The 12,473-nt window shown below is 60.7% G+C and carries 12 protein-coding genes, 1 tRNA gene and 2 rRNA genes (1 of these 15 running past the window's edge); 4 read left to right on the top strand and 11 right to left on the bottom strand.

Annotated features, from left to right (window positions below; translation table 11 throughout):
* The 3 genes from JD971_RS06615 to JD971_RS06605 form a co-directional block, all read left to right on the top strand.
* Positions 1 to 1,113: ribosomal RNA gene (locus JD971_RS06615) — 23S ribosomal RNA — on the top strand; it begins 1,681 nt to the left of the window's first position.
* A 121-nt stretch (positions 1,114 to 1,234) separates the two neighbouring features.
* Positions 1,235 to 1,349: ribosomal RNA gene (gene rrf, locus JD971_RS06610) — 5S ribosomal RNA — on the top strand.
* 114 nt (positions 1,350 to 1,463) lie between these two features.
* Positions 1,464 to 1,540 (top strand) — tRNA-Met (locus tag JD971_RS06605).
* A 315-nt stretch (positions 1,541 to 1,855) separates the two neighbouring features.
* Here JD971_RS06605 and JD971_RS06600 read toward each other — a convergent pair.
* From JD971_RS06600 to JD971_RS06575, 6 genes are all read right to left on the bottom strand, one after another.
* The gene (locus JD971_RS06600; RefSeq protein ID WP_202086816.1) at positions 1,856 to 2,497 is read right to left on the bottom strand and encodes a TetR/AcrR family transcriptional regulator; all 642 of its coding nucleotides are present in this window, start codon (positions 2,495 to 2,497) and stop codon (positions 1,856 to 1,858) included.
* A gap of 17 nt (positions 2,498 to 2,514) precedes the next feature.
* Entirely contained in the window at positions 2,515 to 3,006 is a 492-nt protein-coding gene (locus JD971_RS06595; RefSeq protein WP_202086815.1) for an aromatic-ring-hydroxylating dioxygenase subunit beta, read from the bottom strand.
* An 8-nt stretch (positions 3,007 to 3,014) separates the two neighbouring features.
* Positions 3,015 to 4,319, bottom strand: a complete 1,305-nt coding sequence (locus JD971_RS06590) for a Rieske 2Fe-2S domain-containing protein (protein WP_202086814.1) — start codon at positions 4,317 to 4,319, stop codon at positions 3,015 to 3,017.
* Positions 4,320 to 4,866: 547 nt separating this feature from the next.
* The gene (locus JD971_RS06585) at positions 4,867 to 6,000 is read right to left on the bottom strand and encodes a CaiB/BaiF CoA-transferase family protein (RefSeq protein WP_202086813.1); all 1,134 of its coding nucleotides are present in this window, start codon (positions 5,998 to 6,000) and stop codon (positions 4,867 to 4,869) included.
* The gene (locus JD971_RS06580; RefSeq protein ID WP_202086812.1) at positions 5,997 to 6,362 is read right to left on the bottom strand and encodes an EthD domain-containing protein; all 366 of its coding nucleotides are present in this window, start codon (positions 6,360 to 6,362) and stop codon (positions 5,997 to 5,999) included. Before JD971_RS06580 ends, JD971_RS06585 begins: the two co-directional genes overlap by 4 nt.
* Positions 6,359 to 7,510 carry an acyl-CoA dehydrogenase family protein gene (locus JD971_RS06575; protein ID WP_202086810.1) on the bottom strand — a complete coding sequence of 384 codons (1,152 nt, stop codon included), beginning with the start codon at positions 7,508 to 7,510 and terminating at the stop codon, positions 6,359 to 6,361. Before JD971_RS06575 ends, JD971_RS06580 begins: the two co-directional genes overlap by 4 nt.
* A 265-nt stretch (positions 7,511 to 7,775) precedes the next feature.
* Between JD971_RS06575 and JD971_RS06570 the strand changes: the two genes are divergently transcribed.
* Positions 7,776 to 8,399: a glutathione S-transferase family protein gene (locus JD971_RS06570; RefSeq protein WP_202086808.1), complete on the top strand. Its 624-nt coding sequence runs from the start codon at positions 7,776 to 7,778 to the stop codon at positions 8,397 to 8,399.
* Positions 8,400 to 8,420: 21 nt separating this feature from the next.
* Here the strand turns inward: JD971_RS06570 and JD971_RS06565 are convergent, their stop codons facing one another.
* Genes JD971_RS06565 through JD971_RS06545 form a run of 5 tightly spaced genes read right to left on the bottom strand, consistent with a single transcriptional unit; the run spans position 8,421 to position 12,468 of the window.
* Positions 8,421 to 8,687 carry a hypothetical protein gene (locus JD971_RS06565; RefSeq protein WP_202086806.1) on the bottom strand — a complete coding sequence of 89 codons (267 nt, stop codon included), beginning with the start codon at positions 8,685 to 8,687 and terminating at the stop codon, positions 8,421 to 8,423.
* The gene (locus tag JD971_RS06560) at positions 8,684 to 9,646 is read right to left on the bottom strand and encodes an MFS transporter (protein WP_202086804.1); all 963 of its coding nucleotides are present in this window, start codon (positions 9,644 to 9,646) and stop codon (positions 8,684 to 8,686) included. Before JD971_RS06560 ends, JD971_RS06565 begins: the two co-directional genes overlap by 4 nt.
* 35 nt (positions 9,647 to 9,681) lie before the next feature.
* Positions 9,682 to 10,392 carry an NAD(P)H-binding protein gene (locus tag JD971_RS06555; protein WP_202086802.1) on the bottom strand — a complete coding sequence of 237 codons (711 nt, stop codon included), beginning with the start codon at positions 10,390 to 10,392 and terminating at the stop codon, positions 9,682 to 9,684.
* Positions 10,393 to 10,408: 16 nt separating this feature from the next.
* Positions 10,409 to 11,266, bottom strand: coding sequence for a MaoC family dehydratase (locus JD971_RS06550; protein WP_202086800.1), 858 nt, complete (start codon positions 11,264 to 11,266; stop codon positions 10,409 to 10,411).
* 53 nt (positions 11,267 to 11,319) lie between these two features.
* Complete coding sequence (locus JD971_RS06545; protein ID WP_202086798.1) at positions 11,320 to 12,468, bottom strand: acyl-CoA dehydrogenase family protein; 1,149 nt, start codon at positions 12,466 to 12,468, stop codon at positions 11,320 to 11,322.
* Positions 12,469 to 12,473: the final 5 nt, after the last annotated feature.

Below are 12,473 nucleotides of genomic sequence, written 5' to 3'. Positions count from 1 at the left end.
AGGGGGTAGCGACTGTTTAGCAAAAACACAGGACTCTGCTAAGTCGGCTTCAAGACGACGTATAGGGTCTGACGCCTGCCCGGTGCTGGAAGGTTAAGAGGAGGAGTGCAAGCTCCGAATTGAAGCCCCAGTAAACGGCGTAACTATAACGGTCCTAAGGTAGCGAAATTCCTTGTCGGGTAAGTTCCGACCTGCACGAATGGCGTAACGACTTCCCCACTGTCTCCAGGATATGCTCAGCGAAATTGAATTCTCCGTGAAGATGCGGAGTACCCGCGGTTAGACGGAAAGACCCCGTGCACCTTTACTGCAGCTTCAGAGTGGCATTAGGAAAGAACTGTGTAGCATAGGTGGGAGGCTTTGAAGCGACGGCGCCAGCTGTCGTGGAGCCATAGGTGAAATACCACCCTGTTGTTTTCTGATGTCTAACCTCGCACCGTTAGCCGGTGTAGGGACCCTCTGTGGCGGGTAGTTTGACTGGGGCGGTCGCCTCCTAAAGAGTAACGGAGGCGCGCGATGGTAGGCTCAGGACGGTTGGAAACCGTCTGCAAGAGTGCAATGGCATAAGCCTGCCTGACTGCGAGACTGACGAGTCGAGCAGAGACGAAAGTCGGTCATAGTGATCCGGTGGTCCCTCGTGGAAGGGCCATCGCTCAACGGATAAAAGGTACGCCGGGGATAACAGGCTGATGATTCCCAAGAGCTCATATCGACGGAATCGTTTGGCACCTCGATGTCGGCTCATCACATCCTGGGGCTGGAGCAGGTCCCAAGGGTTTGGCTGTTCGCCAATTAAAGTGGTACGTGAGCTGGGTTCAGAACGTCGCGAGACAGTTTGGTCCCTATCTGCCGTGGGCGTCGATACTTGAAAGGAGTTGCCCCTAGTACGAGAGGACCGGGGTGAACATACCTCTGGTGTACCTGTCATCCTGCCAAGGGTGCCGCAGGGTAGCTATGTATGGACGGGATAACCGCTGAAAGCATCTAAGCGGGAAGCCTCCCTTAAGATTAGGTATCTTCGAGTCGTGATAGACCATCACGTTGATAGGCCGGGTGTGGAAGTGCGGTAACGCATGGAGCTAACCGGTCCTAATAACTCTGATCATGCTTGATGAATCTGCACCATCAATGACAGCCTTGGGTAACCCCGAGCGTCGTTGACCGGACGATCATCCAGCCAGATACGCCCAAGTATATCGCATCGATTAAAACCCGTGACACGCCAGCTTCATTGCTTGGTGACCATAGCGTCTGTGACCCACCCGATCCCATCTCGAACTCGGCCGTGAAACCGGACAGCGCCGATGGTACTAATGCTCAAGCATTGGAAGAGTAGGTCGTCGCCAGGCATTGAAGCCAGCGTGTCACGGGTATAACCCATTCACTTGTCAAAGGGCTGACCCCAAAAGGGCAGCCCTTTTTCCACGTTGGCGCAAAGCCAACACGGCGCAGTACGCGCCCGTCGCGGGGTGGAGCAGTCCGGTAGCTCGTCAGGCTCATAACCTGAAGGTCGTTGGTTCAAATCCAACCCCCGCAACCAACTAAATCAATGATTTAATGCCTCGGAAGCCTAATGCTTGCGGGGACATGTCCGTGTGATGTCCGGAAATCCGTGGCGGTTTGTCGCGCTATTTGCGTCGCGCTTTTCCGTGCAGGCATCTGGCTATCGCCTTGGACCAATCATTGTAACCCCTCTTTGCAACCGGATTGGCCGGGAAGGTTTAGTCGTAGAAACCGACGCCGCACCTGCCGGCTGTTTATCGATGCGGTGTCACGCAATTGGTGCGAGCAAATCCCTGTCGACGCTGCGCCAAACCAGAATTTCCGCCATTTCCCCGCTGTCGTCCCCGGAATCTTATGGCTGGTCGGCGCTGATACCCTTGGCAAAGATGGCTGCTGCAGTGCATGCACTGCGTTCGATTTCCTCGGTGGTGGGGCTGATGCGCGCCATAAGTTGGCGCACGTGCATGCCAGCCTTGATCATGTCGATGAACTGGGCCGCCGCCAGATCGGCGTCGTCGACATCGATAAGCCCCTCGCTCTGCCGGGTGCGAAGATAACCCGCAACCTGCTCGATAGCCTTCAAGGGTCCGATTTCCCACAGGCGCGTCACCAGATCGGGAATGATCGCTGCTTCTGCTATGACCATTCGAAAAATATTGAGACGCGTCGGATCGAAAAATTCTTTGAGGTAAGCGATCGCAAATTCACAGAGGTCGTCGGCAACGGGCCTTTCCGTTGTGCGCAGGCGTGCATTTCGGGGCAGGCTCAGATCGGCGTGGCGGGCGATTGCTTCTCGAAACAGGTTATGTTTGTTGCCGAAACGCCTGTAGACGCCGCCAATCGACCGACCGCTTGCATTGACGATGGCGCGTAAATTCGCGCCTTCGTAACCTTTCGCCAAAAACTCCGCGACTGCTGCGTTCAAGACGGCTTCGGTCTCTGCAAGATCGTCATGGGTTTCGGCAGCGGCCGTGCTGTGCGGGAGCGTTGTCATGGCGTTTCGGCCTCTGATCACAGGATGATGCTGATTCCGCCCTGACCGCGCAGGACGTCAATATCGAGTTCGACCCGTTTCTCCGCGATCAGGAAACCATTGCCGCTACGACGCAGGCGATAACGGTATTTGCCGATGAATGTCGTCACCTCGGATCTCCTGCTGCGATATACGACGACATTGGCAGTGACACGAAAAATGTCGTCATGAACGTCGAGGATTCGAATATTCGTGACGGCGCGACGCAGCCGGGAGCGCGGTTTTTCCGCAAAATCGACACCCCCGTTACTGCGAACGACGCGCGCGCGCAGCATTTCCCTGTCGTCCGCAACCACGAACATCACCTTATCGGGATCCAGCTCGGACTGATTATCCACCCCGATCGGAGGAACGAGATAACGCGCGTCGTCCGCGAGCAGCGCTTCCCATTCGGTGAGACGCCACTCGTCGAGCAGATCCGCTTCCCGGTAAAGGAAGTCCTGAACGGCCAGACCAATCGGGTTTTCCATTGCCGCGCTCATTCTTCGAAGGTTTCTTCGCCGCGGACAACGCGGTCCCACTGAGCCCACCAGGCGCGTTGCTGCGCCTCGTCGGCCTGGTCGCCGACGCCGGTGAGAATATCGCCATCCTCGTCGGGCTGCATGCCCTTGGAATAGTCGTGCATGAATTGCGGTGACGCCGCATCGGCGAGAGCCCTGCGATCGAATATCTCATAATCGTCGGGATGCGCAAAGCCGCCAGGCCCGACGAACGTCAGATGGTTCTGGAGCCGGATGCGGCGAAGGCGCGCATCTTCGCCCTTCGGAGCGAGATTCCAGATCATCGAGCGCGAAGAGGCCGGAGAGGTTGGGTAGGACGTGCGAACGGACAGCGACAGGATGTCGTTGAGCAAGGTGTTGGGGAAGATCAGCATCTGCCGGGTAAGCTCGTTCATGCGTTTGCCGCGTTCTTCGCCGTGCCTTGCAACGATCCTTGCCGCGTTCGCTTCGATGACGGGCCGGACTTCCTCGCCGAATGCAGGTATCCAGTCGGTCCATGGCTTGCCGACCTTGACATGGTTCTCGACGCCGGCGTGTCCGTTCCCGAGCCCGACACCCTGTCCATTCAGCGTGAGCACCCTGTCCTTCATCTGGCCCGGAGATGCCGAGGCGCCCGCGCGCTCTGCGGCATACATGAAGTAGCTGACATGCAGGGATGGTCCGTGGTAGGAATCGATCTGATTTTCCGTGATCGACTTCCAGTTGCAGTTGACCTGGAATTGCTGCGTTCCCGGAAGCACCTCCAGCCCCGCGTCGAACTGATCGACGATGAGATCGATCCATTCGCGCGCCCCGGCGAGGTAATCGTAGAGGGGTATCGCACGAGGATTCATGTTCACGAACCAGAACCCGCGATACTGTTCAAGACGCGCCGCGCCCTTGAGATTATACGCCCCGTCGTCGTTGAATGTCTTTGAATATCCGCCTGTCGGCCCGTGATTGAGCAACGTGCCGTTATTGCGGAACACCCAACCGTGATAAGGGCAGGAAAAGGTCTTTGCCTTGCCGCATGTGTCTGCTTGCAACATGACGCCGCGGTGCGTGCACAGATTATGGAATGCGTTGACCTCGCCGTCGACATCGCGATTGAACAGCATGCTGTAGCCGCCGACCATTCGGACGTGAAAATCTCCCGGCTTTTCGATCTCGGATTCGTGACCGAGGTAAAGCCACGACCGGCTGAAGACGAGCTCCCTTTCGCGTTCGAAAACAGCCGGATCCATGAAGGCGCGCTTGTCGACGAGAAAGCGTCCTTTTTCGCGATCGATATGTACGAGGTTCAATGGGCCAACTATGCCGGGCGAAATATAGTTCATCCTCTTCCTCCGTCGTTACGGACAGGCCAGAAAAATCGGATGCGCTTAAGCGGTGCGCTCTCTCGTTGCTCTGGAACACTTGTTCCATACACAATGGGTGGACCGGGTCAAGAGTGGTTCGCTTATGTATTAATAGCGTGATGACAATCGGGTCACAGCCCTGCCTGTCCGCACAGTCGGCAGCTCTACCGCACCGACGAACGGGTCGCGCCATTCCCCGTGAACAGTTTCCAGCGCTAGGGGTTGGCCTCATGACGACGGCGCACCGGCGGGAAATGCCGATATGTGATGACGCGACCGCTCCCGACACGAATGGGCGACGCCGCGCGTCACTCCCGGCCCGGAACCGCGGACACACGATCGCCGCAGCTCCCTCACCGGGATGCGTGTGCTCGCGAAAGAACGCTCGGCATCGCTTGTAGACCATCGAGGAAAGGCGCTCTCGACCGGATGGATCCAAACGTTTGGCGACCGTGGTTTCCGTCCCAAGGCTGGGGGCGGCATTTTTCGAACGCTATTGAGAGGTTCCCGCGATCGGTCCTTCTTGCCAATCTCGCAAAATCTGCGCGACATCGGTTTCGACGTCGGTCGGGGGTGCCTGAACCGCCCCCGGAGTGCGGCTAAAGCGGGGGGCCGGCATCGGCTGCGGAACGCCCGCTATTTTCCCGAAACTGCCGCGCGCCATGGAATGCGGATGGGCAATCGCCTCGTCCGGCGTGAGCACCGGCGTCGCGCAGGCATCCAGATCGGCAAAGATACTCTCCCACTCGGCCCGTGTCCTGCTCTTGAAGATTTCGGCGAAACGTTCGCGCATGGCGGGCCATTGGGTGCGGTCGTTCTGCTTTGGCAGGTCCGCCGCATTCAGCCCGAGGCCGCGAAGCAAGTCGGCGTAGAACTGCGGTTCGATCGCGCCCACTGCCATGAAGCCGTTATCCGACGTTTCATAAACTTCGTAAAAATGCGCTCCGCCGTCGAGCAGATTGGCCCCACGCTCGTCCACCCAACGGTCCATCGCGCGATAGCCGTGCATCATGATCCCCAGCAACGCCGTTCCTTCGGTCATCGAACTGTCGATTACCTGGCCCATGCCCGACGCGCGCGCCTCCAGCAGGCCGCAGGCAATGCCGTAGGCCATCATCATGCCCCCTCCGCCCATGTCGGCGACCATGTTGAGGTTGGGCAGCGGGCGCTCATCCGCGCGGCCGCACATCCACAAACTGCCCGATACGGCGAAGTAATTGATATCGTGCCCTGCATAGGCGGAGAGCGGGCCGGTCTGCCCCCAGCCGGTCATGCGCGCATAGACCAGCGCAGGGTTGCGTTCGAGGCAGACGTCCGGGCCGAGTCCCAGCCGTTCCATGACGCCCGGCCGGTAGCCTTCGAGAAGAACGTCGGCCATCTCCACCAGTGCGAGCAGGGTTTTGACGTTTTCGGAATCTTTCAGGTTCAGCGTCACGATGCGTCGCCCGCGGTGGAGCAGGTTCTTCACCGGGTCGATCGGGATCAGTGGCGGCGGGGCGCCCGCGCGCTCGATCCTGATGACGTCGGCGCCCATGTCCGAAAGCATCATCGCGCAAAAGGGGCCCGGCCCGACGCCCGCGATCTCCAGCACCTTCACCCCCGTCAGCGGGCCCGACGCGCCGCTCACAGGCCTGCCTCCAGCGGACGGAAGACGGTTTCCTCGGTTTCCACCGCGAAGATGCTGATCGATGCAGGGTCGAGGAAGTGGCTCTCGTCCTCCTCGCGCAAGCGCCGTTTGCGGGGATCCGAAAGCTCAGCCACCGTTGCCGCAAGCGTGTCCATGTCTTCGTGGATCGCTTCGCTTATCACATCGTAATCGGCGCGCTCTTCACCATCGGGGTGAACGATGAAATGGCGCCGATGGACGGCGGCCCCATGATCCATCAGATCGTGCATGTAGGGCAGGTGCCGGTTCGAATAATAGGCGCGAAATTCTTCATCGCTCAGTCCAGCCTTCTTGCGGGCGATCACCATGATCCTGACACTCACAGCGAACGTCCGATCAACAGCTTCATGATTTCCGTCGTGCCGGCGAAGATCCGGTGCAGGCGCGCGGCCGTATAGAGGCGCGAAACGGGATATTCATCCATATAGCCCGCGCCGCCATGAAGCTGTACGCACTGATCGATGACGCGCGCCTCCATCTCCGGAAGCCAGATCTTGGCCATGGCGCATTTCATCGTGTCGAGCGTACCGTTGGCTTTGTAATCGCGAATGATGTCGTCGAGGAACGCGCGGCCAACCGCCAGTTCGGTCTTCATTTCCGCAAGCTTGAACTGCGTGTTCTGAAAATCGAAGATCGTCTGGCCGAATCCCTTGCGATTTTTTACGAATTCGACGGTTTCGTCGAAGGCCCGCTGAGAGGCGGCATGGGCGACCAGCGGCCAGGTGATGCGATCCATGTTGACGCCGCCGAGTGCAATGCGCATGCCCTTGCCCTCTTCGCCCAACAGGTTCGCGACCGGCACGCGCACTTCGTCGAACGAAATCTCACCCGTATTCGACGCCTTGGTGCCCATCTTGTGCAGCAATCGGCCGCGATTGAAGCCGGGTCTGTCGGCCTCGACGATGATCATCGAGAGGCCCTTGCTGCCCGCGTCCGGTCCGGTGCGCGCAGCGACCATGAAGGCATCGGCGGTATTGGCCTGGGTGATATATGTCTTGGATCCGGTGATGACATATTCATCGCCATCGCGCACTGCCGTCGTACGCAGGCCCGACACATCGCTGCCGCTGTCGGGTTCGGTAATCGCAAGACCGAACAGATATTCGCCCGCGATCATCCCCGGCAGAAACCTGCGGCGTTGTTCTTCGTTGGCGGAGCGATAGAGAATCTCGCTCGTCCCGTCGGCGATCAACGAAGTCGACATGCTCGCCCCCGAAACCGAGTAGCCGATTTCTTCCGCGATAACGAGGCGGTGGAGGAAGTCCCCGCCCGGTCCACCATATTCCTCGGGAATGTCGACACCCAGAATGCCCGCCTCTGCGGCCTTGCGATAGAAGCTGCGGGGCACCTCGTATTGCTCGACCCACGCATCGACATTGGGGTCGACCTCGCGCGCGATGAAATCGCGCACCGTCTGCCGGAAGATCTGGTGCTCCGGTTCCCAGAGCGATTCATTGGTCTGATAGGTCATTAGCCGCTTCGTCCTCCGATTTCGGGATTGGCTCGGTTCGGCGGGCGAGACACGGCACGGGTTTGCCGCGCGCCGGAAAATGTGTGGGGAGGGTGAGCGCCGGTTGCCCGCCGGCACCGGGTCGCATCCGTCATCCGCGCGCGGGATCGCGCACGACTGCGCCAACCATCAAAGCTGTGTCTTGCCATTTGTCCTCTTCCAAACATACTTTCTATACGCTAGCGTATTTTACGCAAGAGAGATTATTGGCGGCGAGGGACGAGGTATGATCACGATCTATGGAAACCTACCGCAACGGGTCGTGCGCTGCCTGTGGGCGCTGGAGGAGCTGGGCATGCCGTATGAGCAGGTGTCCGTGCCCGACAAATCCAACGATGCTTTCCGCGCCCTCAATCCGGCCGGCAAGACGCCTGTGCTGGTGGATGACGACTTCGTGTTGACCGAGTCCTGCGCGATCAATGCCTATCTCTCGGCAAGGTCGGGCGGGGCGCTCATGCCGGATGACATCCGTGGCCGGGCGCGGGTCGAGCAGTGGACCGATTGGGCCATCACGGAAGTGGAGTTCCACTTCACCGTCATGGTTCGGGAGATGCGGCGTGCCGCCGGCGCGGGCGAAAATCCGGACCAGGCCGTGATAACGTCGTGCCTTTCACAGGTTTCCGACACGGTCGCCCTGCTGGAGGCGCATCTGGCGAAGGGACATGATTATGTCGCCGGGGAGGCGTTCTCGATCGGCGACATCAACGTATGCTTTCCGGTGGCCGGTATCGCGGGGCAGATCGACATGGCCCCGTTCCCCCACGTCGCCAACTGGATCGCGCGGTGCCAGGGGCGCGACGCCTGGCAACGCGTACAGTCCGCAGATGAGAGCGGCTTGCGCGAAATATAACGCTGTCCGGCGGCTGTTCACTCAGGCGAAATGCCGCTGCGTGACCTTGCGTGCGCGAATGAACAGCACCGCCGTCAAAAGCGTGAAGCCCACCGAAAACGTGAGTGCGTAGCGGAGCGGATCCGCGACATGCCCGGCAAGGGCGTCGCTGAGCTGGCCCACGAACAGGACGAGCACGCCCTGTCCGATCAATGCGTTAAGGACATTGGACACCGCGCCTGCCGTTCCGCGTTGCTGCGCCGCACAGACGCTTTGCATCGTCGCCTGAAAACTCGGTGCATAGCTCACGGCCAACGCCATGCCGATGAAGCAGGCCGCAAGCGCCAGTGTCGTGGAGCCGAGCCAGAGCACCCCCAGAAAGATCGGGACGAGCGCAAGATTGGCCGCGATGCAGATCGTGACCGGCGCGGCAAGCGAGCGACTGGCAAGGCGGTTTCCAAGCCAGCCGCCGGCGAGCATGCCAGCAAACCCAGCGCGGCGACGGGACCGAACAGCAAACCGACCTGAGACTGGTTCAGCCCGTGATAGCGGATGAAGAACTGCGGCAGCCAGACGAGCATGCCGAGGCTGGAAAAGACGCCTGTGCTCGCCGCGGCGCAAAGCCAGCGATAGGCACGATTACGCCACAGATCGCGCGCCGTCCCCATGAAACTGCCCGGTTCGGCAGCGGCATCATCGGCTGTCTGAGCGTCATGTCGTCCGCGCATGGGTTCGCGCAGGAAGATCAGGCTGGCCACGGCCAGAAGCAGGCCCGGAAGCGCGGCGATGAAGAAAGCCGCTCTCCAGCCATGGGCAATCGCGATCTGACTGGCGATGAGAAAGCTTCCCAGCATGCCGACCATTCCGCCCGCCTGGAACAGGGCGAGCGCATTGACACGCTTTTGCGGCGGGAAATGATCGCTGAGGAGCGAAAGCCCCGCCGGGTTCGATCCGCCTTCGCCAATCCCGATGCCCGCGCGGGCGAGCGCCAGCATGGGGAACGACTTGGCGAACCCGCAAAGCGCCGTCATCGCGCTCCATAAAGCGATGGCAAAGGCAATGAGCCGGCCGCGATTGCAGACATCGGCAAGCCGCCCGAAGGTCAGGCTGGCCAGCGCATAGACAAGGACGAACGCCGGGCCGGTCAGCAAACCATATTGCGTGTCGGACAAGTCGAACTCTTGCCGCAGCGGTTCGGACATGACGACCACCAGCAAGCGGTCGTAATAGTTCATCATGTTGATGGTGGCGAGCAGGCCTAGCGCCACCCACGCATTTCTCCGCGCCGATCGGTCAGATGCGGTCATAAAGGCAGCGCTCTGGCGGGCGTCCCCTCTTCGTGCGTGAAGCGGGGATGTCCCGATGCGTCGCGACGGGCGATTCGCCAGATCGTGCCGGCAAAGGCGGCGGGGTCGGCAACGATTTCGGTTACCCTCGCGCCCAGCTCATCGGCCGTCACCCATGCGCCATCCTGGATTGCGTGGTTACGGCCCGCAACGACGGACGCGACAATCAGTTCGCGCAATGCGGGCGCGTCGGTTTGCCGTTCGAAAGCAAGGCCGCGGTACATCTGGCGCAGGGCGGCCTGCGCCATCGACACATGCGCTCCGCCCTCCAGTATGAAATCCGCAGCGCCGCCGCCAATGCCCAGAAAGCAGCCATGTTTCGGCAGAAGAGGCAGGAACACGCGGACGGCGATGAAGTGGGTCAGCACATCGGCGTGCATATGGTGTGCCAGCGCCTCTGGCGTCAGCGTGTCGAGCCGGGAGGGCGCGCGCATGGCATTGACCGCGACGATCACGGCATCGACCGGCCCGACCGCATCGGCAAGCGCAAGGGCGGAAGCGACGCTGGCCAGTGATCCGCGAACGGTGGTGAGCCGTGCCGGATGGCCCAATCGCGTGATCAGCGCATCGAGCCCCGCCTGGCCGCGGGCGGAACCGACCGCATCATGCCCCGCGGCCAGTAACTGCCGGACGACACCTTCGCCGACTTCGCCGCTTGCGCCGATCACGAGCGCTCTCACCGCGTCATCCGATTTGCGCGGTGCAGCGATCGAGCACTTTCAGATCGTCCCTGTTGGTGGCACGCGCTTCGAAACGGACCGTGCCCGGTCCCGAGCCCCAGAAGTTGAAGCGGAGCGTGTCGCCCGGCAGCACGGGCGCGGAAAAGCGCACGGCCATGGACCCGAGGCGCGAGGCGTCCATATCGCAGAACTGCCGGATCAAGGCATAGCCCGCCATGCCCTTGGTCGAGAGGCCGTGCAGGATGGGGCGGGGGAAGCCGGCGGACTTTGCCACGTCGGGATCGATGTGCAGAGGATTGACGTCGCCCGACAGGCGATAGATCAGCGGCTGGATTTCCATCACCGGCACTTCGATCGAATGATCGGGCGCCGTATCCGGCAGCGTCTCGAGATCGTCGGGTGCATCGCCCCAATCACCGCACCCCCCATCCCCGCGCAGCATCAGCGTCGTGGTGACCGTTGCAATTTTCGCGCCCGTACTCGCGTCGATGACCTTTTTCTGCTGGTGCAGGAACGCCCCGCGATCCGCGCCCCGATCGCGGATGCCGAGGATTCTGTGCTCGCCCCTGATCTTTCCTTCTGCGCAAAGCGCACCATGCATTTCCAGCCGCTGCTCGGCATGGAGCAGCTTCTTCCAGTCGATCGCATATTCGGGATCGCGGGCCCACATGCCCGGATGCCCCAGGACGTTCGCCATGGTCGGGCTGGCGACGAGCCGTTCCTCGAACAGATAGTCGAGATGGGCCGGGTCCAGGGGTTCGGTTCCGAAGCCCACGCCCAATGCGTATAATATGGTGTCGCGTGCGGTATAGCTTTGCTCGGTATCCGCGAACTGGCGGTTCACCACCGTGTCGAAATTCATCGATCCATGTCCTTCTGGGCGCGCTGTACTGTCATGGGTTGTGCGTCAGCCGATCATGCAAACAGCTTGCGGCTGATGATCTCGCGCATGACTTCGGATGAGCCGCCCGCGATCTTGCGAATGCGGGAATCGAGGAAGCGATGGCTGATGTCGTATTCCATCATGTACCCGTTCCCGCCATAGAACTGCAGGCATTCGTCGGCCATTTTCCATTGCAGTTCACCCGCGATCATCTTGGCCATGGCCGCGGTCGTCGCGTCGAGTTCGCCCGTGACGGCCAGGCCGACGCAATGGTCGACAAAGACCTGCGTGGCCTGCAATTGCGCGCCCATCTCGGCAATCTTGAAGCGTGTGTTCTGAAAGTCGGCGATGCGCTGGCCGAACGCCTCGCGTTCCTTGGTATAGGCGATGGTCTGATCGATAATCCCATGGCACATGCCGATGGCGTGAACCGCGATCGAGAGGCGTTCCTCGGCGAGGTTGTGCATGGCGATCTTCATGCCCTGCCCCTCATCGCCGATCCGGTTCGAAACCGGTACGCGCATGTCGGAAAAGAACAATTCCGAGGTATCCTGCGCCTTCAGGCCGAGCTTCGACAGGTTGCGTCCACGGGAAAAGCCCTCCCGGTCGGCTTCGACGATGATGAAGGTCATGCCCCCGCGTGGATTTTCGGGGTCGGTCTTGGTGGCCAGCATCACGATGTCGCACAGCTGCCCGTTCGAGATATAGGTCTTCTGACCGTTGATGACGTAGTCGTCACCGTCGCGGACCGCGGTCGTCTTCATGGCGCGCAGATCGCTGCCCGCAGCGGGCTCGGTCAGTCCGATAGCCGCGATGCATTCGCCCGCCGCCATCCTCGGGACCCAGCGTTTCTTCTGCTCCTGCGTTCCGAAATTCAGGATGTAGCTTGCGGCCATGTCGGAATGCACCGCGAAACCCGGACCTGTCGCGCCGGCACGGCCCAATTCTTCGGTGAAGACAGCGTTGAAGCGGAAATCGGCGCCCGCGCCCCCGAATTCCTCGGGCGCGTTGGAGCACAGGAAACCTGCGGCCCCCGCCTTGCGCCAGACCTCGCGGTCGACCATGCCTTCCTTTTCCCATTGCTCGTGAAAAGGCTTGATCTCGGTCTCGATAAAGCGTCGCACCGCGTCGCGGTACATCTCGTGATCATCGTCGTAAGTGGGGCGCTGCAGGGTCTGCATGTGTG

The organism is Croceicoccus sp. YJ47 (assembly GCF_016745095.1).
Taxonomy (GTDB): Bacteria; Pseudomonadota; Alphaproteobacteria; order Sphingomonadales; family Sphingomonadaceae; genus Croceicoccus.
The sequence above is the reverse complement of the archived record's forward strand: the minus strand, read 5'-3'. Positions and strand labels throughout refer to the sequence as shown.